Origin of the sequence: Pseudomonas sp. Pseusp97, assembly GCF_047304025.1 — a bacterium.
Taxonomy (GTDB): domain Bacteria; phylum Pseudomonadota; class Gammaproteobacteria; order Pseudomonadales; family Pseudomonadaceae; genus Pseudomonas.
The window spans coordinates 1-19,790 of sequence record NZ_JBGLYK010000050.1 but is presented as its reverse complement, the minus strand read 5'-3'; the positions used below and the strand labels follow the sequence as shown (position 1 = coordinate 19,790).

21 protein-coding genes are annotated in these 19,790 nt (G+C 66.1%); 9 read left to right on the top strand and 12 right to left on the bottom strand.

The features are described from left to right. Positions 1–4: 4 nt before the first annotated feature. Entirely contained in the window at positions 5–1,351 is a 1,347-nt protein-coding gene (locus tag ACCC94_RS11560) for a nucleobase:cation symporter-2 family protein (RefSeq protein ID WP_413349600.1), read from the top strand. A 192-nt stretch (positions 1,352–1,543) separates the two neighbouring features. On the opposite strand, the gene ACCC94_RS11555 is transcribed toward ACCC94_RS11560, so the two are convergent. Together ACCC94_RS11555 and ACCC94_RS11550 are read right to left on the bottom strand one after the other, a co-directional pair. Further along, positions 1,544–2,761, bottom strand: coding sequence for a methyl-accepting chemotaxis protein (locus ACCC94_RS11555; protein ID WP_413349607.1), 1,218 nt, complete (start codon positions 2,759–2,761; stop codon positions 1,544–1,546). 490 nt (positions 2,762–3,251) lie between these two features. Continuing rightward, positions 3,252–3,590, bottom strand: a complete 339-nt coding sequence (locus ACCC94_RS11550; protein ID WP_413349599.1) for a hypothetical protein — start codon at positions 3,588–3,590, stop codon at positions 3,252–3,254. Between the two features lie 168 nt (positions 3,591–3,758). Here ACCC94_RS11550 and ACCC94_RS11545 point away from each other — a divergent pair, with 168 nt between their 5' ends. Then, a complete protein-coding gene (locus tag ACCC94_RS11545; RefSeq protein ID WP_413349598.1) occupies positions 3,759–4,535 on the top strand; it encodes a 2OG-Fe(II) oxygenase in 777 nt (258 codons plus the stop codon). Here the strand turns inward: ACCC94_RS11545 and ACCC94_RS11540 are convergent, their stop codons facing one another. Then, positions 4,536–5,873, bottom strand: coding sequence for an O-antigen ligase family protein (locus ACCC94_RS11540; RefSeq protein ID WP_413349597.1), 1,338 nt, complete (start codon positions 5,871–5,873; stop codon positions 4,536–4,538). A gap of 104 nt (positions 5,874–5,977) precedes the next feature. Here ACCC94_RS11540 and dusA point away from each other — a divergent pair, with 104 nt between their 5' ends. Together dusA and tal are read left to right on the top strand one after the other, a co-directional pair. Beyond that, entirely contained in the window at positions 5,978–6,970 is a 993-nt protein-coding gene (gene dusA / locus ACCC94_RS11535) for a tRNA dihydrouridine(20/20a) synthase DusA (protein WP_413349596.1), read from the top strand. A gap of 62 nt (positions 6,971–7,032) precedes the next feature. Continuing rightward, a complete protein-coding gene (tal, locus tag ACCC94_RS11530) occupies positions 7,033–7,953 on the top strand; it encodes a transaldolase (protein ID WP_413349595.1) in 921 nt (306 codons plus the stop codon). A gap of 65 nt (positions 7,954–8,018) precedes the next feature. Here tal and rssC read toward each other — a convergent pair whose 3' ends face one another. The 4 genes from rssC to ACCC94_RS11510 form a co-directional block, all read right to left on the bottom strand. Further along, positions 8,019–8,501, bottom strand: coding sequence for an anti-sigma factor antagonist RssC (gene rssC / locus ACCC94_RS11525; RefSeq protein WP_017517513.1), 483 nt, complete (start codon positions 8,499–8,501; stop codon positions 8,019–8,021). Beyond that, positions 8,498–9,682, bottom strand: a complete 1,185-nt coding sequence (gene rssB, locus ACCC94_RS11520) for a two-component system response regulator RssB (RefSeq protein ID WP_413349594.1) — start codon at positions 9,680–9,682, stop codon at positions 8,498–8,500. Before rssB ends, rssC begins: the two co-directional genes overlap by 4 nt. Before the next feature lie 180 nt (positions 9,683–9,862). After that, the gene (locus ACCC94_RS11515; RefSeq protein ID WP_413349593.1) at positions 9,863–10,567 is read right to left on the bottom strand and encodes a VacJ family lipoprotein; all 705 of its coding nucleotides are present in this window, start codon (positions 10,565–10,567) and stop codon (positions 9,863–9,865) included. A gap of 166 nt (positions 10,568–10,733) precedes the next feature. After that, the gene (locus ACCC94_RS11510; RefSeq protein WP_413349592.1) at positions 10,734–11,450 is read right to left on the bottom strand and encodes a UTRA domain-containing protein; all 717 of its coding nucleotides are present in this window, start codon (positions 11,448–11,450) and stop codon (positions 10,734–10,736) included. Between the two features lie 111 nt (positions 11,451–11,561). Here ACCC94_RS11510 and ACCC94_RS11505 point away from each other — a divergent pair, with 111 nt between their 5' ends. The 3 genes from ACCC94_RS11505 to ACCC94_RS11495 all read left to right on the top strand — a co-directional run bounded on the left by ACCC94_RS11505 (position 11,562) and on the right by ACCC94_RS11495 (position 13,225). Next, positions 11,562–12,305 carry an HAD family phosphatase gene (locus ACCC94_RS11505; protein WP_413349591.1) on the top strand — a complete coding sequence of 248 codons (744 nt, stop codon included), beginning with the start codon at positions 11,562–11,564 and terminating at the stop codon, positions 12,303–12,305. Next, positions 12,302–12,883 (top strand): phosphonate degradation HD-domain oxygenase, encoded by a 582-nt coding sequence (locus ACCC94_RS11500; RefSeq protein WP_413349590.1) that lies wholly within the window; start codon positions 12,302–12,304, stop codon positions 12,881–12,883. Before ACCC94_RS11505 ends, ACCC94_RS11500 begins: the two co-directional genes overlap by 4 nt. Before the next feature lie 78 nt (positions 12,884–12,961). After that, on the top strand, positions 12,962–13,225 hold the full coding sequence (locus tag ACCC94_RS11495; RefSeq protein WP_413349589.1) for a DUF4404 family protein: 264 nt from the start codon (positions 12,962–12,964) through the stop codon (positions 13,223–13,225). A 72-nt stretch (positions 13,226–13,297) separates the two neighbouring features. Here the strand turns inward: ACCC94_RS11495 and queF are convergent, their stop codons facing one another. The 5 genes from queF to ACCC94_RS11470 all read right to left on the bottom strand — a co-directional run bounded on the left by queF (position 13,298) and on the right by ACCC94_RS11470 (position 17,609). Further along, positions 13,298–14,128, bottom strand: coding sequence for an NADPH-dependent 7-cyano-7-deazaguanine reductase QueF (gene queF / locus ACCC94_RS11490; protein WP_413349588.1), 831 nt, complete (start codon positions 14,126–14,128; stop codon positions 13,298–13,300). A gap of 210 nt (positions 14,129–14,338) precedes the next feature. Then, positions 14,339–15,046: a copper resistance protein B gene (locus ACCC94_RS11485; RefSeq protein ID WP_413349587.1), complete on the bottom strand. Its 708-nt coding sequence runs from the start codon at positions 15,044–15,046 to the stop codon at positions 14,339–14,341. Between the two features lie 9 nt (positions 15,047–15,055). After that, entirely contained in the window at positions 15,056–16,741 is a 1,686-nt protein-coding gene (locus ACCC94_RS11480; protein ID WP_413349586.1) for a copper resistance system multicopper oxidase, read from the bottom strand. A 14-nt stretch (positions 16,742–16,755) separates the two neighbouring features. Continuing rightward, entirely contained in the window at positions 16,756–17,307 is a 552-nt protein-coding gene (locus ACCC94_RS11475; protein WP_413349585.1) for a plastocyanin/azurin family copper-binding protein, read from the bottom strand. A 170-nt stretch (positions 17,308–17,477) separates the two neighbouring features. After that, positions 17,478–17,609, bottom strand: coding sequence for a co-regulatory protein PtrA N-terminal domain-containing protein (locus ACCC94_RS11470; protein ID WP_413349584.1), 132 nt, complete (start codon positions 17,607–17,609; stop codon positions 17,478–17,480). Between the two features lie 126 nt (positions 17,610–17,735). Between ACCC94_RS11470 and ACCC94_RS11465 the strand changes: the two genes are divergently transcribed. Together ACCC94_RS11465 and ACCC94_RS11460 are read left to right on the top strand one after the other, a co-directional pair. Next, positions 17,736–18,416: a heavy metal response regulator transcription factor gene (locus ACCC94_RS11465; protein ID WP_081518606.1), complete on the top strand. Its 681-nt coding sequence runs from the start codon at positions 17,736–17,738 to the stop codon at positions 18,414–18,416. Further along, positions 18,413–19,732 carry a heavy metal sensor histidine kinase gene (locus tag ACCC94_RS11460; protein ID WP_413349583.1) on the top strand — a complete coding sequence of 440 codons (1,320 nt, stop codon included), beginning with the start codon at positions 18,413–18,415 and terminating at the stop codon, positions 19,730–19,732. The genes ACCC94_RS11465 and ACCC94_RS11460 overlap by 4 nt, the downstream gene beginning before the upstream one ends. Positions 19,733–19,790: the final 58 nt, after the last annotated feature.

The window sequence follows — 19,790 nt, the reverse complement described above, 5'->3', positions numbered from 1 at the left end:
TTGCATGTCCGTGGTAACTGAGCGCTCCCATACCGGCTCGCCCGTCGACCAGCGTTTGCCCTTGCTGCAGCTGCTGCTGGTCGGTTTCCAGCACGTTCTCCTGATGTATGGCGGCGCCGTCGCCGTCCCGCTGATCGTCGGCCAGGCCGCCGGTCTCTCCCGCGAAGAAATCGCCTTCCTGATCAATGCCGACCTGCTGGTCGCCGGCATCGCCACGCTCGTGCAATCGCTGGGCATCGGCCCGGTGGGCATCCGCATGCCGGTGATGATGGGCGCCAGTTTCGCCGCCGTCGGCAGCATGGTGGCCATGGCCGGGATGCCCGGCGTGGGCATGACCGGCATCTTCGGCGCCACCATCGCCGCCGGCTTCTTCGGCATGCTCATCGCGCCGTTCATGAGCCGCATCGTGCGCTTCTTCCCGCCGCTGGTGACCGGCACCGTGATCACCTCCATCGGCATGTGCCTGTTCCCGGTGGCGATCAACTGGGCCGGTGGCGGCAAGGCGGCAGCCAATTTCGGCGCCATCGAATACCTCGCCCTGTCGTCCTTCGTGCTGGCAGTGATCCTGCTGATCAACCGCTTCCTGAAGGGCTTCTGGGTCAACGTCTCGGTACTGATCGGCATGCTGCTGGGCTACATCATCGGCGCCAGCATGGGCATGGTCAGCCTGGACGGCATCGAGCAGCGCCCGTGGTTCGACGTGGTCACCCCGCTGCACTTCGGCGCACCGGAGTTCCATCTCGCGCCGGTGCTGTCCATGTGCCTGGTGGTGGTGATCATCTTCGTCGAATCCACCGGCATGTTCCTCGCCCTGGGCAAGATCACCGAGACCGAGATCTGCCCCAACCGCCTGCGCCGTGGCCTGCTGTGCGACGCCAGCGCCTCGTTCGTCGCCGGTTTCATGAACACCTTCACCCATTCCTCGTTCGCCCAGAACATCGGCCTGGTGCAGATGACCGGCGTGCGCAGCCGCTATGTCACCGCCGCCGCCGCGCTGTTCCTGATCGCCCTGTCGCTGCTGCCCAAGGCCGCCTTCCTGGTCGCCTCGATTCCGCCGGCAGTACTGGGCGGCGCCGGTATCGCCATGTTCGGCATGGTCGCCGCCAGCGGCATCCGCATCCTCCACGAGGCGGATATAGTCGACCGCCGCAACCAGTTGCTGGTGGCGGTGAGCATTGGCATGGGAATGGTGCCGGTGGTGCGCCCGGACTTCTTCGCCGCCCTGCCCCAGTGGATGGAGCCGATCACCCACAGCGGCATCGCGATGACCGCGATCTGGGCCGTGGTGCTGAACATCCTCTTCAACATCCTCGGCGAGCATGGCCGCGACGCCCTCTGCGGGCATCACTGAGTCCCTTTCGCGGGCGTCTCCCGGACGCCCGCACCCAGCCGCGTCCAACTCCTTCGCGGCTTTTTTTATTACTGCAGCACTTTCTCTTTGCAGGAGCGAGCTTGCTCGCGAATGAGATGGCTGACGTCAGCCCGGCATGGCTCGGATTCCGTTCGCGAGCAAGCTCGCTCCTACAGGGAATTCTTCTCGGCGTCAGGCTTCCGGACGGTAGCCCAGGCGCAGGCCACCCCACTGGCGGCCGCGCACGTAGATCGGCACCGACAGGTCGTGCATAAGCTCGCCGGTATCGCGGCAGTAGGTCTGCAGCAACATCGGCTGGTTGTGGCTGCCGCAGCGCACACCGGTGCGGTCGTTGAACAGCCGCTTGCTGCGGCTCTTGAGCATGTCCACCTGCAGATCGCCGCTCGGCGGATGGCTGAACGCCTGGTTGTGCGTCGGCACATATCCCTCGGCGGTACAGGCGATGGCGAACACCAGGCCTTCGTGGCGCTGCAGCAGGTCTTCCTGGATGCGCGGCAACACTTCGTCCGTGTAGCGATCGAAGCGTGTACGGAACTTCTGCGGGCGGGTTCCGGGCATGGGTTGGTAGTCGCGGTCGAACAGGTCGTCGAAGCCGATCCGGCCGCTGTCCACGTCCGCCTCGAACTTTGCGCCGATGGCCTGGGCGCCGGCGCGGGCGAGGTCATAGATCCGTTGGTGATAATCGTCCAGCGCCACCTCGGCCAGGCGCTCGCTGATGGTTTCCGCCTGGCTTTCCAGTTGCATCGCGGCATCGGCCAGGCGATGGGTCTGCTCGTCGCTGGCACGCAGGTCGCCGCGCACCTGCTCGACGGCGGCGAACAGGCTGTCCAGCTGGTTGCGGTTGATCTCCGCGCCCTCGGCGATCTCGGTGATCTGGGTTTCCACGGTGGCGGCCAGCCCGGCAATATCCTGCAGCTGGCGCCCGGTGCTCTCCACCTGGCTGACGCCCAGGCCGAGGTCGTCGGTGAGCTGGCGGATCTGCTCCACCACCTCGCCGGTCTGGCGCTGGATATCCTCGATCATCTGCCCCACCTCGTCGGTGGCCTCGGCGGTGCGCCCGGCGAGCCCGCGGACTTCCTCGGCCACCACGGCGAAACCGCGGCCGTGCTCGCCCGCCCGCGCCGCTTCGATGGCGGCGTTGAGGGCCAGCAGGTTGGTCTGGCTGGCGATGGACTGGATTACCTGGGTGACGCGCTGGATGTCCTCGCTGCGCGCATTCAGCGACTCGATCAGGGCTCGGCTGGCGCTGGCGCGCTGGCTCAGCTGGCGCATGCAATCGATAGCGGCCTGCAACTCGCTGCGCCCGCTATCACTGCCGGCGCGGGCGAGGGTCGCGGCCTCCTTCGCCTGGCGAGCGAGGTTCGAAGTGGCCCGCTCGGTGTGGATCATCACCTCGGCGCTCCCCACGATCTGCTCGGCGGCCACCACCTGGGACTCCAGCTTTTCCACCAGGCGCTGCACCGAGAAGGACACCCCGGCGGCGGACAGCGCATTGCGACTGGTGCCCTGGGACAGCTCGCGGGTCAGCTCGGCGACATCCGGCAGCACCGCCAAGGCGCCAGCCGGCGCTGCCTTCTCGCGGATGAACCACGGGCCCCAGAGCAGCCCCGCGGCCAGCAACAGGCACAGCGACAGCGGCCAGCCGCCCAGCGCCTGGGCGATGAACAGCAGCACCAGGCCGCAGGTCTGCAGGGTAAGGATGAGGACGATACGCGGACGCGCGATATCCATGGCAGCAGCTCTCTTCTGGCGGGCCCTACCGCAGCGCAGCGCAGGCACGCTGCCGGGGAGCCCGATTATTCTTGTCAGAGCCATTAGGCCGCCTGCTGCACCCGGCGGCTATCGTTCCTTAGTGGTAGACGAGACGCTGCTTGAGTCGCTACAGGCAACTGCGCGCCGCCAGGGTGATGGCGTCGTCCGGACTTGGCGGACTACGGCGATAGAGCACCACATCGCTACCCTTGTCCGTCGCCGTCGTCTCCAGCAACACCTGGGCGGTATCGCCCGAGGAAGCCGGCACCAGCAGCCGGTAGCCGAAACGGACTTCCTTTACCGCTGCCGAAGGGCGTATGGCCTGCCACTTCGGCAACAGGCAGGTCATGTAGACCGAGGGCGACTTGCCGCTCGCCAGCCGCAACGCTGGCGCCTCCTCCTTGAGTTTGGCCGGCGAAGAACATCCCGCCAGCAGCGCAAAAAGCAGTATCCATCGCAGCCTCATCGACTGACTCCCCTGTGGAATGTGCCCTGGAGCGTAGCATTCGCCCCCTGAACCGAGCGGCGGGATATGGACCGAAATCGTTTGTAACAACTACAATACGAGGTATGGCGGAATGCCATTTTTCCGCCCAGATGGAACTCACTGGACCCTCCCCTCAAGGCCGCTCCCATGTCGCTATTTCTCGACGATCGCATGCTGCGCGATTTCGCCACGGAAGACTTCACGCTCCAGCAACCTTTCCCCTGGTTTTCCTTCCAGGACGTCCTGCGACCGCAAGCCTTCCAGGCCCTGTACGACAACTTCCCCAGCCTGGCCATGTTCGAGAAGCACAACGGCATCGAGCGCGCCTACGGACAGCGCCCCCACAACCGCTACTACCTGGCCTACGAGCAGTCGATCTACAACGACCGCAAAGCCGGCAGCGAAGGGGTAGTCGCACTGAGCGACCTGCCGGTCGTCTGGCAGCAGTTCATGCTCGAACTGCAGGGCAACTCCGAATACGCCGCGTTCGCCAGGCGGATGCTCGGCGTGGAGGATTTCGTCGTGCGTTTCGCCTGGCACGTGGGCGTCGCCGGCTCCGAGGTCTCGCCGCACCGCGACAGCTACACCAAGCTCGGCACTCACATCTTCTACTTCAATACCTCGGCCGACTGGCAGCCCGAATGGGGCGGTTCGATCCTGGTACTGAAGGGCAAGAAAGTGCAGCAGGACAATCCCGACCTGAACGACTTCGAGCAGGCGATCGGCTGCGACATCCGCGATAACCGCAGTTTCCTGTTCAAGAACACCGAGAACGCGTGGCACGGCGTGGAGAAGTTGAGCTGCCCGGAAGGCCACTACCGTCGGCTGTTCAACGTGGTCTTCGAGCCGGCCGAGCGCGCCGCCGATACGCGCCGCAGCAAGGCCAGCGCCGGCGGCTGGCGCCGGCTGTTCAGCCACGCCTGATCAGGCGGCCTGGGCATCCAGGGCAGGAGACACCGGCGCCTTGCGGGGCGCCCCGTATTGCCGGGATGCCGCCCCCAGAGCGCCGGCCAGCGGTAGCCACAGCCACATCCAGACGACGTTCGGCGCCGCGACGAAGAAGTGCATCTCCACCATGAACACCACCATCGACGCCGCCAGTACCGAGAACCATAGCGGCGCCATGCTCGCGCGACTGCGCCAGAGCGTCCACAGGCTGGCCAGCAGCATCACCACCAGCGACGCCAGCCCCACCGCGCCGAACTGATACAGCACCTCCAGATAGAGGCTGTGGGGGTTGTGCACCACCTGCCCGGTGCTCAGCGCCACGTTGCCCAGCTCAGTGTGCGCCCCGTGACCGAACCACCAGTGCTCGCCGACGCGCTCGATGACCGCACGCCAGACCTCGTCCCGATGGGTCAGCCCGCGCGAGCCGAACTCGTAGGCCAGCTGCCGATAACCAACGATTGCCGCCACGATCCCACCCAGGCCGAGCAGGCCCAAAGCAGCCTTGCGCATCCGCCCTTCTGCAGCCACCAGTACGAGCGCCACAGCACCGATCAGCGCAGCCATCCAGGCGGCTCGCGAAAAGGTGAAATAGATATAGATGCCTTGCAGCAGCGCACACAGCGACCACAGGGAAAACAGGGGCCAGCGGCGGCTGCGCAGGGCCAGCCAGAGCGCGACGATGAAACTGAAGGCATAGTTCATCCCGGCTTCGATGGTAATGCCGAAATCGGCCACGCCCGGCACGCCGGAATCATGGATGTTCATGGTCCGGTAAGCGAAGGAAAACTCCCCCAGATGCGCCTTGTACAGCAGCGAGAACGCAGCGAAGCCGGCGCCGGCAATCGCACCGAGCCCAAGCACGAAGCGCCAGAATCGGCCATCCGCTCCGCCCGCCCCGATCACCACCAGGCTGAACAGCAGGATCATCAGCAACTGGCGCACCGAACTGGAGGAATCAGCCGCCAATGCATTCGCCAGCAAGCCGAGCCAGAACAGGCCGAACAACACGAAGAGCGCGGACATCCAGCGCGCCCGCTCACGAATCAGCGCCACCGACCCCGCCAGCACAGCCAGGACCGTCATCAGCCGCAGAGTCTTCTCCCAGTTGCCCGAATCGGTGGGCCACCAGAATCGCCCCAGGAGCAGACTCACCAGCAGCATGCCGGCGAGGACGGTACCTATTACTTTCAATCCCTGTGCAATTCGTTGGATCTGCATGACGCGTGCGAGGCTCGACCAGAGTGACGCGGCACTATACACGGCGCCTGCAATCTGCTGAAACAATTGGCCGACATGCAGCCGGGCGATTGGCATCCGAGGTGCAGCCTGCCTTGACGAAGAGTAAACTGTCGGCCCTTTTTTCCGGCCAGCCTCCGAATCCCCGTTCTAGGGGGCTGCGCTTACAAGTTGACGACACCATGAGCAACCAGCCCCCGCGCCCCGAGCCCTCCCGCCGCTTCTCCGTGGCGCCGATGATGGATTGGACTGACCGCCACTGCAGATTTTTCCTGCGCCAACTTTCCAGCCATGCCCTGCTCTACACGGAAATGGTCACCACAGGCGCCCTTCTGCATGGCGACGCCGCGCGCTTCCTGCGCCACGACGAGTGCGAGCACCCGTTGGCGCTGCAACTGGGTGGCAGCAATCCGGCGGACCTGGCGGCTGCGGCGAAGCTGGCCGAGCAGGCTGGCTACGATGAAGTGAACCTCAACGTCGGCTGCCCCAGCGACCGCGTGCAGAACAACATGATCGGCGCCTGCCTGATGGGCCATCCGGCGCTGGTGGCGGATTGCGTGAAAGCCATGCGTGACGCCGTATCGATCCCGGTGACGGTCAAGCACCGCATCGGCATCAACGGCCGCGACAGCTACGAAGAGCTCTGCGACTTCGTCGGCCAGGTGCGCGACGCCGGCTGTCGCAGCTTCACCGTGCACGCACGCATCGCCATCCTCGAGGGCCTGTCACCGAAGGAGAACCGCGAAATCCCACCGCTGCGCTACGACATTGCCGCGCAGCTCAAGCGCGACTTCGCGGAGCTGGAAATCGTCCTCAACGGCGGCATCAAGACCCTGGAGGAATGCCGCGAGCACCTGCAGGTTTTCGACGGCGTGATGCTCGGCCGCGAGGCGTACCACAACCCCTACCTGCTGGCCCAGGTCGACGCCGCGCTGTATGGCTCGCAGGAACCGGCGATCACCCGCGCCGAAGCCCTGGCGCGGATGCGCCCGTACATCGAGCGGCACATCGCCGAGGGCGGCGCGATGCACCACGTGACCCGCCACGTGCTCGGCCTGGCCCAGGGATTCCCGGGGGCGCGACGCTTCCGCCAGCTGCTCTCGGTGGACGTTCACAAGACCAAGGATTCCCTGGGCCTGCTCGATCAGGCGGGAGAACTTCTCGCCGGTCATTGAGTCCCGTTGAGTGGCGCATCGGCCTCGGGTAAGGTCGATGCACTCTCTATGGAAGACGCGCCATGACCTCCAAGCTGGAACAACTCAAGCAATACACCACGGTTGTCGCCGATACCGGCGATTTCGACGCCATTGCCCGCCTGAGGCCGGTGGATGCCACCACCAACCCGTCACTGCTGCTGAAGGCCGCCGCCCTTCCCCGCTACACCGAGCATCTGGCCCGCGCCACCGAAGGCGCGCAGGGTGACGCGGGCCTGGCCTGCGACCGCTTCGCCGTTGCCGTGGGCAAGGACATCCTGGGCGTCATTCCAGGGCGCATTTCCACCGAAGTGGACGCCCGCCTGTCCTTCGATACCGACGCCACCCTGCAACGCGCCCACCGCCTGATCGAGTTGTACGACCAGCAGGGCATCGGCCGCGACCGCGTGCTGATCAAGATCGCCTCCACCTGGGAAGGCATCCGCGCCGCCGAGCAACTGGAGCGCGAAGGCATCCAGACCAACCTGACCCTGCTGTTCTCCTTCGCCCAGGCCGCTGCCTGCGCCGATGCCGGCGTGTTCCTGATCTCGCCCTTCGTCGGGCGCATCTATGACTGGTACAAGAAGGCCAACAACCGCGACTACGTGGGCGCGGAAGATCCGGGCGTGCAGTCGGTCTCGCGGATCTATCGCTACTACAAGGCCAACGGCTACGAAACCGTGGTGATGGGCGCCAGCTTCCGCAACCTCGGGCAAATCGAGCAACTCGCCGGTTGCGACCGCCTGACCATCAGCCCGGACCTGCTGCAACAGCTGGCCGACGCCCAGGGCGAGCTGCCGCGCGCACTGCAGCCGGGCGGCGGCGAAGCGCGCCAGGTACTGGACGAGAGCGCATTCCGCTGGCAGATGAACGAAGACGCCATGGGCACCGAGAAGCTGGCCGAAGGCATCCGCCTGTTCGCCCGCGACCAGGAGAAGCTCGAGGCGCTGCTCGCAGGCCGCTGAAAACGGCGGACGAGCGAATGCAAACCGGCGCCCCAGGGCGCCGGTTTGCATTTGGGCTCATCGAATCAGTGGCGCTCGAGGGCGCTCACCAGATCGTGGAAGGCCTCGCGGTTGGTCTCGTTCAGGCCCATCAGGATACGGTGGGCTTCGAGCACCTTGCCGCGCACCACCTCTTCGGACTGGTCCTGGGGAGGCAGATCGGTCAGGCAATCCGAGCACGGAATCGGGCGATCGACGATGTTGAACACCTGGTCGAAGCCCATCGACTGCAGCAGCCGGGTGATGTCCGCGTTGGTGGTGACCAGCGTGGGCAACAGGCCGACCTTCTGCCGCGAGAGAATGGACAGCTTCGCCAGGAGGCCCAGCGTGGTGCTGTCGATGCTCTGGGTTTCCGTGAGATCGATGATGATCGCCGAGAAATTCAACGCGGCGAAGATTTTTTCAATGGTGGCATCCAGCGCCGAACACAGGGTCAGTCGGACTTCGCCCACGAACTTCAGGACAAACGAGCCATCCTGCTCGGCGAACTGGATTTTACCGGTACTCATGCAAGGTTCCTGCTCAACACCAGCAAGGCAATATCATCCGGCATCTCGGACAACTTGGCCAGTCCGAAGACTTGGCGCAGGCCATCCAGGGTTCCGCCGGCGGCGACGACCTGCTCGGGCAGGGCCGTTTCCTTTTCCTTCAACGTAGATCCCGGAAGGACGTCGAGAATTCCGTCCGAGAACAAGGAAAGGCTGAAGGACTTGGGAAGATCAAGGACATGATCCTCGTATGTCGCTTCGTCGAACAGCCCCACCGGCAGGCCACGGCCTTCGAGGTAGCGGGCTTCGCCGTCGACGTAGAGCACCGGCAATGGCAGGTGACCGCCGATGCTGTAGGTCAGACGGTCGGTTTCCAGGTCGATCACGCCACCGAGCATGGTCACGTGCTTGCCCAGGTTGCAGTTGATCAATCCGCGGTTGATGTGGCCGAGGACGTCCGACGGCTTGAACTCCGGCAGCCTGTCGTTGCGCTTGGATTCGTACAGCAGCCGCGTGGTCATGAACTTCAGCAGCACGGTGACGAAGGCCGAAGACGCGCCGTGGCCGGAAACGTCGGCCAGGTAGAAGCCGATGCGGCGGGCGTCCACGCGGAAGTAGTCGACGAAGTCACCCGAGAGGTACAGCGACGGGATGATCTGGTGCGAGAACACCAGCCCCTCTGATTCCCACGGTGTCTCCGGGAGCATGTTCATCTGCACCTGGCGACCGGCGTTCTGGTCTTCCTGCAGCAGGTTCAGGCTGGCCTGCAGTTCGCGGTTGGCGGTTTCCAGCTTCTCGCGGTAACGGCGGTTTTCCGAGCGCAGGTAGGCGCGATCCAGGGCTCGGCGTACCGAGTGCTCCAGGACGGCGAGGTCTTCCAGCGGCTTGATCAGGTAGTCGGCGGCGCCCAGGCGCAGGGCCTCGACGGCATCGCTCATCACGCCGGCGCCGGAGAGCACGATCACCGGGGTTTCCACCGCCATCTCGCTGACGCGACGGATCAGCTCGAGGCCGTCCATCTGCGGCATGCGCAGATCGCAGATCACCAGATCGGGGAGTTGGTGCTCGAAGACTTTCAGGCCTTCCAGGCCGTTGGTGGCCTGTGTGACCTTGAATCCGCTGTCTTCCAGGTAGGCGGCGAGGCTTTCGCGGACGACGTCGTCGTCATCGATAATCAGCAGCGAGGCACTGGCTTTGTGCATGGGTCATCCAGGCAAACGGCGCCGGGGTTGTGGTTTGGCGCTCATTCTAGGGAACAGCGGCGCGGGTCGGTCGCGACAAGGCGCAGACACTACTCCCATCCGCTCAAGGGTTCAAGCAGGCGCCGCCCGCGCCACGAATGGCGCGGGCTGGAGGAGAGGAAGGATCTGCGCGCGGAAGGATCAGAAGTCGTCTTCGACTTCGCCATCCTTGACCTTGAACTCGCGGTTCTGCAGGTAGGCGTTGCGGATGAAGTTGTACTTGTCGCCGCTGATCAGCTTCTCGGACTTGAGCAGATCGGCGCGGGTATCGACCACATCGACGGCGCGCAGGCTGTTACGCACCGGCACGTTGTCGATGTACGGGTACGGGCCGGTGTAGGAGTCCGGGATCAGCGACGGCGCATCTCGCAGGGTGCTCGGGCCCAGCAGCGGCAGCATCACGTAGGGACCGCTGCCAACGCCGTAATGGCCGAGGGTCTGGCCGAAGTCCTCGTCGTTGCGACGCAGCCCCATGTGGGTGGCCACGTCGATGAAACCGGCCAGGCCGAAGGTGGTGTTGAACAGCAGGCGGCTGGTGTCGACGCCGGCATCGTGGAACTTCAGCTGCAGCAGGTCGTTGACCAGGTTCTTCACGTCACCGATGTTGCCGAAGAAGTTGTGCACGCCGTCCTGCACGACATTCGGGGTCACGTACTGGTAACCCTGGGCCAACGGCTTGAGGGCGTAGGTGTCCAGGGTATCGTTGAAGGTGAAGATCGGGCGGTTGACGCTTTCCCACGGGTCGTCTTCGCTGGCGGCCTGGGCCAGGAGCGGGAGCGTGGCAAGTCCGGCGGCGGCGATCAGGCTGCAGCAGCGTTTGGTCCATTGGACGCCTAGTGGGCGCATCGGGAATTCTCCAGTGAATGACAATCGGGCCAGCCTTGGCGGCCCCGCTATGCGGGCAGATTATATAGAGGCGCAACGGTTTTGCAGACCCGGCTCGATCTCACAGGATTTCGATTCGGCGTCACGGACCGTTTCGCTTGCTTCCAGTTGAAAGCATAGTGCCACTTCAGTCGGGATACCGTGCGTCGATGACAATTTCCAGCGCATCGGAGCGCCAGAACTCCTGATCCCACTCCACCAGCCGGCCATCCCCGACATAGCTCGCGCGCTCCACATAGAGGCCCGGCGAGCCCGGCGTCAGCTGCAGCGGCGTCGCCCGTGCATCCACCAGGGCGGTGGAATGCAGGGTCAGCTCCGAACGTTCCAGGGTCAGCCCCAGCTCCTCGCGCAGCACGCGGGTGAGCGAGGTATCCAGCCCGAAATCGAGCAGCCCCGGACACCAGCTGGCGTCCAGGGTGATTTCCTCCAGCATCACCGGCCGCTCGTCGACCCAACGGCGGCGCAGGATGCGGAATACCTCGGCCTCCTCGTCCAGCCCCATGCGCCGCGCAAGCCCCGGCCCGGCGACACGCAGCTCTGCGGTCAGCACCTCGGTACGCGGCACCCGCCCCTGGGCCGCCACATAATCCATGAAACCCGTGGTGCGGGTCGGGTTGTAACGAATGCGCGGCGGCGAGACGAACCAGCCGCGGCGGTTCTCGCGGTACAGCACGCCTTCGGTCTCCAGTTGCTGCAGCGCCTCGCGCAGGGTCACGCGGGTACAGCCGAAGCGTTCGGCCAACTCACGCTCGGCGGGCAGGCGCTGGCTCAGGGAGGCGTTGGCGATGTCCTGCGCCAGCTGGTCGCGGATGCGCAGGTAGTGGGGCATGGGTTCGACCGACATGGGCGTCTTCCGCAAAAAGGCGCGGCGATTATAACGGCATGCCGGCGCACTTCATCGGACCGTCACATTGGCCCGCTAGGCTGGCCTAGACCAATTATCAGAAAGCCCACCATGCCTGCGACCGCCGACCTTCCGCGCTTCACGACCCTGCTGTTCGGACTGTCGGGCGACCTGGTGGACTTCGGCGCAAGGACGCTGCCGGTAGCCCTGCAACGCACCTGCCCCGACTGTCCACCGGAGCGCCTGCTCGAAGCCGCCGCCCTGCCGCCGCACAACGCCCTCGACCACGTGCTGGGGCGCAGCGCCGGAGCCCAGGAGCGCAGCCGCTTCCACTCCGCCCTGGACGAGGCTGCCCAGGCCCACGCCGAGGCCACTCCCGGCGCCCTCGACGCGCTGCGGGTTTTGAACCAGCGCAGCGTCCCCTGCGCCTGGCTCGATGAACTGCCCAACGCCACCGCGCTGCACCTCGCCACCGCCCTCGACGATCATCTGGCCAGCGGGCTGGACATCGCCGGCCGCCCCTGGCCCGCGCCGGACTGCTGCTGGCAGGCGCTGATGCAGCTGGACAGCCCGCACCTGGACGGCTGCGTACTGGTCAGCGGCCAGCCGCGCCTGCTCCAGGCGGGTCTCAATGCCGGCCTGTGGACAATTGGCCTGGCCGCCAGCGGCCCCCTGTGCGGCCACGCGCCAGGCGACTGGGATGCCCTCGGCAACCTCGACCGCGACCGCCTGCGCGCGCAGGCCACGCTGGGCCTGTACCGCCTCGGCGTGCACTCGGTCATCGATCACCTGGGCGAGCTGGATTCCTGCCTGCAGGACATCGCCGGCCGCCGCCTGAAAGGAGAGAAACCATGAGGCAACAGCGCCACCGCTTCCTCGACGAGCTGGCCGAGCGCTTCGCCAGCCACGGCGCCGAGCCTTACGGCGAAGCCGTCAGCCAGGCCGAACACGCGCTGCAGTGCGCCACCCTGGCCGAGCGTGCCGGTTGCTCCGACAGCCTGGTGATCGCCGCCCTGCTCCACGACATCGGCCATCTCTATGAAGACCCGCAGCTGATCGATGAGCAGGACCAGCGCCACGAGGAGTTTGGCGCCCACCTGCTGCGAGAGCTGCTGCCCGAATCCGTCTGGCAGCCGATCCGCCTGCACGTAGCCGCCAAGCGTTATCTCTGCGCGATCGATCCGGCCTATCACGCCGGCCTGTCCTGGGCGTCGCGGCAGAGCCTGGCGCTGCAGGGCGGCCCGTTCGACGAGCGCGGCGCCAGCGCTTTCCTCAACGCGCCTTTCTCCCAGGACGCCCTGACCCTGCGCCGCCTGGATGACCTGGGCAAGGACCCGGCCATGCGCGCACCGGAGCTGGAGCACTTCTTCCCGCTGCTCGAACGCCTGCTGCGAATTGATCGGCATCAGGCAAGGGTGCGCGCGGCGGGTTAAGCTCAAAGGCATGGCGATGGACCTTTTCCCCGCCGGGCGAGGTCCATCTTTGCGTACGTACCGCAGAAGGACACCACCATGCCGACACAACGCCTCCAGGAAGAACTCCAGGCCCTGCGCGACCAGCTGGAGCGCCAGCCGCCGCTGAACGTGGAAGAGCGCGAATCGCTGCAAGCCCTGATCAAGGACATCGAGCTGCAGCTGGCCAATGAAGAGGCGCTGGCCGACGAGACCCTGATGGACAACGTCAACCTCGCCGTGGAGCGCTTCGAGGCGAGCCATCCGACGCTGGCTGGAACGCTGCGCTCCATCGTGCAGAGCCTGGCGAACATGGGGATCTGATCCCGGACTCGCTTTCCCGGACACGAAAAACCCGGCCTAGGCCGGGTTTTTCGTGTCTGCGTTTTACGACGCTTACTGGCGCACCAGCCGGCGATTGTCCGGCTGCACGGCTTCGCTGCTGCGGTAGGGGTTGATGTCCAGCCCGCCGCGACGCACGTAGCGCGCATGGACGGTCAGGCGGGACGGCTGCAGCAGGCGCTGCAGGTCGAGGTAGATGCGCTCGACGCACTGCTCGTGGAAGTCCTGGTGCTGGCGGAAGGAAACGACATAGGCCAGCAGGCTCGCGGCGTCCAGCGCGGGGCCGGCGTATTCCACGACCAGGGTGCCCCAGTCCGGCTGGCCGGTGACCGGGCAGTTGGATTTGAGCAGGTGGCTGTAGAGCACCTCCTCGACGCGCCGGGTGTCGTCGCAGCGCAGCAGTTCCGGACGCGGGTGATCGTAGCTCTCCACCGCGACGTCCAGGTCGTCGATGCAGGTGCCTTCGATGATTGCAACGCCCTCGCTCGCCACCTCGTCCAGACCACGCACACGCACGCCTACCGGCGCGCCGGCGGCTGCGGACAGGTCACGTTCCATCACCGCGCGCACGGCGTCGGCGTTGTCGAAGGCGGTCTGGTTCAGCGAGTTGAGGTAGAGCTTGAAGGACTTGGACTCGATGATGTTCGGCGACTGCGCGGGAATCGCGAATTCGCCGATGGCCACCACCGGCTTGCCCGAGGCGGTCAGCCAGGACAGTTCATAGCAGTTCCACAGGTCCACGCCCTGGTACGGCAGGGTCTGCGCGGTCAGGCCCAGCTCCGCCCACTTGGTGGTGCGGGAGATCGGGAACAGCAGCTCCGGCGCGTAGGTGGAGACGTATTCGCTGGATTTGCCCAGGGGCGAGTGTTCGGCGGGATGCTGCATGGGGAGGACCTGCTGGATCGGCGATGCGGGTGGTGGCGCGAGGCGGCGAGTGTATACAAATCCGCCGATCCTTTCAGCAGGCAGCGGACGGGCTGATTGCCCAGCGGCGAACCCTGTAGGAGCGAGCTTGCTCGCGAACCGCCCAGGCACCGGAGCTGCCGGGAATTCCTTTCGCGAGCAAGCTCGCTCCTACGAAGAGCAGCCGAGGCGTCAGAACCACATCCGCACGCCCGCGACCCAATAACCCTCCTCGTCGTCCTCGCCTTCGGCGCGGGCGATGTCGCCGCTGCGGCCGTATGTCCTGCTCCAGACGTAGCCGAAGTACGGCGCAAACTCCCGGCGCAGCTCGTAGCGCAGGCGCAGACCCGCCTCCAGTTCGCTGCCGCCGGCGCCCACGCCGATGTCGCGGTCATCGGCCAATGCCAGGTTGTATTCCAGCGAAGGTTCGAGGATCAGCCGCTGGGTCAGCAGCAGCTCGTACTCGGTCTCCACGCGCAGGGACGGATCGCCGCGCTCGCTGAGGAACAGATTGGCGTCCACCTCGAACCACTGCGGCGCCAGGCCCTGGATGCCCAGCGCCGCGTAGCTGCGCGACGGCCCAGGCTGGTCGTCGTGGCGCACGCCCACCTGCCAGTCCCAGAAGTCCGCGACCATGCGCTGGTAAAGCAGTTGCACCTCGTTGTCGGTGGTGGGGCCGCCGGCATCGCGCTCGCCCTCCAGCTTCAGGCGCAGCTTCTGGTAGTCGGTGCCGTACCAGCCCTGGGCTTCCCAGCCCAGCGCCTGGTCGTTGCCGTGGAAGCGGCTTTCCAGGCGCTGGATCAGCAGCGAGCCCATGGGCATGTCGTCCATCTCGGCGCTTTGCGCGGGCAAGGCCAGGCCCAGGGTCGCCGCGCAGGCCACCGTTGCTATGCGTTTCATGGCGGTTCCTCAGAGGCTGGCGCTGGCGGGAGCCGGCTCGACTATGACCTTGCGCATCATGCCGGCGGCCATGTGGTAGATCAGGTGGCAGTGGAAGGCCCATTCGCCCAGCGCGTCGGCGGGCACGTCGACGTCCAGGGTGCTGCCCGGCGCCACGCTGACCACGTGCTTGAGCGGGTTGAAGCGGCCGTTGCCCTTGTCCAGCTGCATCCACATGCCGTGCAGGTGCATGGGGTGGGTCATCATGGTGTCGTTGACGAAGCGGATGCGCACCCGCTCGCCATAGGTCAGGCGGATCGGCTCGGCCTCGGAGTACTTCTTGCCGTCGATGGACCAGAAGTAGCGCTCCATGTTGCCGGTCAGGCGGAACTCGATGGTGCGGTCCGGCGCGCGATAGTCGGCGTAGGGGCGCATGGCCTTGAGGTCCGCATAGACCAGCAGGCGGTTGCCCGGCTCGGCCGGCTGCGGCGTCAGCCCGCTGCCCGGTGCGTAGTCGGACTTCGGCGCCGCCATGGCCGAGTGATCCATGCCCGCCATCTGCGAATGGTCCATGTCCTGCATATTCGAATGATCCATCCCGGCCATGTCCGACTGCTTCGAGTCACCGCGCTGCCCCGCCATCGCCATGCCACTGTGATCCATGCCCTCGTGGTTCATGCCCATGTCAGTCATGGTCAGCAGCGGCCGTTCGCGCAGTGCCGGCACCGCGGCCTGCAACCCGGCGCGCGGTGTCAGGGTGGCGCGGGCGTAACCGCTGCGGTCCATGGCTTCGGCGAAGAAGGTGTAGGCGCGGTCTTCCTGCGGCTGGACTATCACGTCGTAGGTCTCAGCCACGGCGATGCGCAGCTCGTCCACCGTCACCGGCTGCACATCGTTGCCGTCGGCCTGCACCACGGTCATCTTCAGGCCGGGAATGCGCAGGTCGAAGTAGCTCATGCCCGAGCCGTTGATGATGCGCAGGCGCACCCGCTCGCCGGGCTTGAACAGGCCGGTCCAGTTCTGCTCGCTGTCCTGGCCGTTGACCAGGAAGCGGAAGCCGGCGATATCGGCGATGTCCGTCGGCGTCATGCGCATGCCGCCCCAGTCCAGGCGGTCGCGCAGGGTCGCCATGAAGCCATTGGCGCTGGCGTCGGCGATGAAATCGCCCAGCGTGCGCTGGTTGCGGTTGTAGTAGTCGCTCTGCTTCTTCAGGTTGGCGAACACGGTTTCAGGTTTCGTGTCGTGCCAGTCGGCCAGCAGCAGGGTGTACTCGCGGTCGTAGCGATACGGCTCACGCGCCTTTGGCTCGATCACCAGCGGGCCGTAGAGCCCCTCGATCTCCTGGAAGTCGCTGTGGGCGTGGTACCAGTAGGTGCCGGACTGCTTGACAGTGAAGCGGTAGGTGAAGGTCTCGCCAGGCTTGATGCCGGGGAAGCTGATGCCCGGCACGCCATCCTGGGTGTAGGGCAGGATCAGCCCGTGCCAGTGCAGCGAGGTATCGCGGTCGAGGGTGTTGGTGACCCGCAGCTCGACATCCTCGCCCTCCTTGAAGCGCAGCTCCGGCGCGGGCGTGCGGCCATTCACGGTGAGCGCCTTGCGGGCGCCATCGGAGAGCTTCAGATCGCCCTCGCCGATCGTCAGGTCATACACGCCCGCCTGCACCGCCAACGGTGCCAGCAGCAGCGCCCCCAGGGCCCATTCCCTTGCGCGGATCATCGAGGCACTCCCGCTCAGGGCTTGACGGTCAGTTTGCCGACCATGCCGGCCTGGTAGTGCCCCGGAATGTTGCAGGCGAACTCCAGGCTGGTGGCCTTGTTGAAGGTCCAGGTCAGCTCGGCGGTCTTGCCCGGCTCCACCAGCACGCTGTTGGGGTCGTCGTGCTTCATCACCTGGCCCATCGGCTGGTCGCCATGGCCCATCTTCGAATGGTCCATCTGGCTCATGTCGTGCTGCATGCCGGTGGGGGTGAGCATCCCGGAGTCCATCATCTGCTGCATTTCCTTCTGGTGGCCGGCGTGCATGGCGGCGCTGCCCAGGTTGAATTCGTGCAGCAGACTGCCCGTGTTGTGGATGACGAAGCGCACGGTCTCGCCCGGCTTGACGTCAATGCTTTCGGGCTCGAAGAACATCTCGCCCAGCTTGATCTCCACGGTGCGGGTGGCCTGGGCGGCCTTGGCCGGCTTGCCGAAGTCGTAGGCGTGCCCGGCATCGGCCAGGACCGGCAGGCTGACAGCGGCGGCGAGGCCGAGGATGGAAGCTTGGAGCAGATGACGCAGGGACATGGCGACTCTCCTTTAAGGTCTGTTGCCATGGTCGCTGTCGGCGGCTGAGGGTTAGCTGTCGAGAAGATTACAAGTCTGTCAGCTTGGCGCTCCTGCGCCCGGCGCGGGGTATAAGGAGGGCGAAAAAAGCCCGCCGAAGGGCGGGCAAGGGGCAGCACGATGAATCGGATTCAGCAGGCTTGGCGCGCCGTGGCGGCTTGTTCCTGCATGCGCTGGAAGGTGATGTCCCCTCCTCCGTCGGCCAGCGCTGGCGTGGCGGGGAAGAACAGCACGGCAAACAGCGTGGAAATGATCAGGTGCATGGCAGGCTCCTCGATGACGCTGGAAAATGAACACGCCGCCAGTCCGCACGACCGACACTGTCAGTTCGCTGGCCGCCCCGTTACCCTGATGACAGCTGCGCGCCGTGCGCGCCAATGGATACCCGGATGAAACTGCTCATCGTCGAAGACGAACCACGCATCGGCCAGTACTTGCAGCAGGGCCTGAGCGAGGCCGGCTTCGCCGTCGACCTGACCGCCGACGGCGACGAAGGCCTGCAACTGGCCCTGGCCGGCGAACACGACCTGCTGATCCTCGATGTGATGCTGCCCGGCCGCGACGGCTGGCAGATCCTCCAGGCGCTGCGCCAGACCGGCAGCGCTGTGCCCGTACTGTTCCTCACCGCCCGCGATGCCGTTGAAGACCGCGTGCGCGGCCTGGAACTGGGCGCCGACGATTACCTGGTCAAGCCCTTCGCCTTCGTCGAACTGCTGGCCCGCGTACGCACACTGCTGCGTCGTGGCGGCCAGCAGATTCAGGAAACCACCCTGCAGCTCGCCGACCTGGAGCTGGACCTGCTGCGCCGCCGCGTGCAGCGCGCCGGCAAGCGCATCGACCTGACCGCCAAGGAATTCGCCCTGCTGGAACTGTTGCTGCGCCGCAGCGGCGAGGTACTGCCCAAGTCGCTGATCGCCTCCCAGGTGTGGGACATGAATTTCGACAGCGACACCAACGTCATCGAAGTCGCCATCCGCCGCCTGCGCGCCAAGGTCGACGACGACTTCCCGCAACGCCTGATCCACACCGTGCGCGGCATGGGCTACGTGCTGGAGGAGCGCGAAGCATGAGCGCGCGCCTGTCCCTCGGCCTGCGCCTGAGCCTGCTGTTCGCCGCCTGCACCGCCGCCGTGTCGCTGCTGGCCGGGATCATCTTCAGCCGCGCCAGCGAGGCGCACTTCATCGAGCTGGACCACCAGTTGATGGCCGGCAAGCTGGCGATCTTCCGCGACGTGCTGAACGATGTTCGCGGCCCGGACCAGCTGGCACCGCACACCGCCGAGCTGCGCCGCGAACTGCGGCGCCACCCCGACCTCGGCCTGCGCCTGCAGGGCGCGGACGGCGCCAGCTGGTTCGAACAGCGCCCGGCGATGAACATGGCCAACGGCGAGGAGCAGTCCTTCCGCGAACTCCAAGCCCCGCTGGATGCCCGGCAGCGCGACGGCGCGCAGCTGACGCTGATCCTCGACATCACCCACCACCAGCACTTCCTGCAGCGCATGCAGCGGCTGATCTGGATGACCATGGGCCTGTCCGCTCTCGCCACTGCCCTGCTCGGCGCCTGGGCCGCGCGCGCCAGCCTGCGCCCGCTGCGGCGCATGAGCGAGGTGGCGGCGCAGGTCAGCGCGCACTCGCTGACCACCCGCCTCGACGCCGGGCAGATGCCGCAGGAACTGCGCGGCCTGGCCGGCGAGCTGAACGCCATGCTGGCGCGTCTGGAAGAAGCCTTCCAACGCCTGTCGGCCTTCTCCGCCGACATCGCCCACGAGCTGCGCACGCCGCTGACCGGACTGCTGACCCAGACCCAGGTGGTGTTGTCGCGCCCGCGCAGCCTGGAGGACTACCGCGAGGCACTGCACGGCAACCTGGAGGAACTGGAGCGGCTCACGGCGATGGTCAACGACATGCTGTTCCTGGCCAAGGCCGACCACGGCCTGCTGACGCCCAGCAGCCAGCCGCTCGAACTGTCTGGCGAGGTGGACGAGTTGCTGGAGTTCTACGGGCCGCTGGCCGAGGAGAAGTCCATCCGCCTGGAGCGCGACGGCGAGCTGTCGGTGCAGGGCGACCGCGCGCTGCTGCGCCGGGTACTGGCCAACCTGCTGGACAACGCCCTGCGCTTCACCCCGGACGGCGGACAGATTCGCGTACGCCTGGAGCCGGGCCGGCTGAGTGTGGAGAACCCCGGCCGGGAGATTCCCGCCGACCGCCTGCCGCGCCTGTTCGACCGCTTCTATCGCGCCGACCCGGCGCGCCGCGAAGGCAAGGGCGAACATGCCGGACTGGGGTTGGCGATCTGCCGCTCCATCGTCCGCGCCCATGGCGGGGAGATTCGCTGCGAGTCGGCGCAGGGGTGGACGCGGTTCGTCATTGAGTTTCATAACCTGTAGGAGCGAGCTTGCTCGCGAACCGCCCAACGCCGGAGCTGTCGGTGAATTCGTTCGCGAG

What these genes read in the sequence shown, in the direction of transcription:
- ACCC94_RS11560 (WP_413349600.1), top strand. Translation starts at nt 5, where the DNA reads ATGTCCGTGGTAACTGAGCGCTCCCATACCGGCTCGCCCGTCGACCAG.
- ACCC94_RS11555 (WP_413349607.1), bottom strand. Translation starts at nt 2,761, where the DNA reads ATGATCCACACCGAGCGGGCCACTTCGAACCTCGCTCGCCAGGCGAAG.
- ACCC94_RS11550 (WP_413349599.1), bottom strand. Translation starts at nt 3,590, where the DNA reads ATGAGGCTGCGATGGATACTGCTTTTTGCGCTGCTGGCGGGATGTTCT.
- ACCC94_RS11545 (WP_413349598.1), top strand. Translation starts at nt 3,759, where the DNA reads ATGTCGCTATTTCTCGACGATCGCATGCTGCGCGATTTCGCCACGGAA.
- ACCC94_RS11540 (WP_413349597.1), bottom strand. Translation starts at nt 5,873, where the DNA reads ATGCCAATCGCCCGGCTGCATGTCGGCCAATTGTTTCAGCAGATTGCA.
- dusA (WP_413349596.1), top strand. Translation starts at nt 5,978, where the DNA reads ATGAGCAACCAGCCCCCGCGCCCCGAGCCCTCCCGCCGCTTCTCCGTG.
- tal (WP_413349595.1), top strand. Translation starts at nt 7,033, where the DNA reads ATGACCTCCAAGCTGGAACAACTCAAGCAATACACCACGGTTGTCGCC.
- rssC (WP_017517513.1), bottom strand. Translation starts at nt 8,501, where the DNA reads ATGAGTACCGGTAAAATCCAGTTCGCCGAGCAGGATGGCTCGTTTGTC.
- rssB (WP_413349594.1), bottom strand. Translation starts at nt 9,682, where the DNA reads ATGCACAAAGCCAGTGCCTCGCTGCTGATTATCGATGACGACGACGTC.
- ACCC94_RS11515 (WP_413349593.1), bottom strand. Translation starts at nt 10,567, where the DNA reads ATGCGCCCACTAGGCGTCCAATGGACCAAACGCTGCTGCAGCCTGATC.
- ACCC94_RS11510 (WP_413349592.1), bottom strand. Translation starts at nt 11,450, where the DNA reads ATGTCGGTCGAACCCATGCCCCACTACCTGCGCATCCGCGACCAGCTG.
- ACCC94_RS11505 (WP_413349591.1), top strand. Translation starts at nt 11,562, where the DNA reads ATGCCTGCGACCGCCGACCTTCCGCGCTTCACGACCCTGCTGTTCGGA.
- ACCC94_RS11500 (WP_413349590.1), top strand. Translation starts at nt 12,302, where the DNA reads ATGAGGCAACAGCGCCACCGCTTCCTCGACGAGCTGGCCGAGCGCTTC.
- ACCC94_RS11495 (WP_413349589.1), top strand. Translation starts at nt 12,962, where the DNA reads ATGCCGACACAACGCCTCCAGGAAGAACTCCAGGCCCTGCGCGACCAG.
- queF (WP_413349588.1), bottom strand. Translation starts at nt 14,128, where the DNA reads ATGCAGCATCCCGCCGAACACTCGCCCCTGGGCAAATCCAGCGAATAC.
- ACCC94_RS11485 (WP_413349587.1), bottom strand. Translation starts at nt 15,046, where the DNA reads ATGAAACGCATAGCAACGGTGGCCTGCGCGGCGACCCTGGGCCTGGCC.
- ACCC94_RS11480 (WP_413349586.1), bottom strand. Translation starts at nt 16,741, where the DNA reads ATGATCCGCGCAAGGGAATGGGCCCTGGGGGCGCTGCTGCTGGCACCG.
- ACCC94_RS11475 (WP_413349585.1), bottom strand. Translation starts at nt 17,307, where the DNA reads ATGTCCCTGCGTCATCTGCTCCAAGCTTCCATCCTCGGCCTCGCCGCC.
- ACCC94_RS11470 (WP_413349584.1), bottom strand. Translation starts at nt 17,609, where the DNA reads ATGCACCTGATCATTTCCACGCTGTTTGCCGTGCTGTTCTTCCCCGCC.
- ACCC94_RS11465 (WP_081518606.1), top strand. Translation starts at nt 17,736, where the DNA reads ATGAAACTGCTCATCGTCGAAGACGAACCACGCATCGGCCAGTACTTG.
- ACCC94_RS11460 (WP_413349583.1), top strand. Translation starts at nt 18,413, where the DNA reads ATGAGCGCGCGCCTGTCCCTCGGCCTGCGCCTGAGCCTGCTGTTCGCC.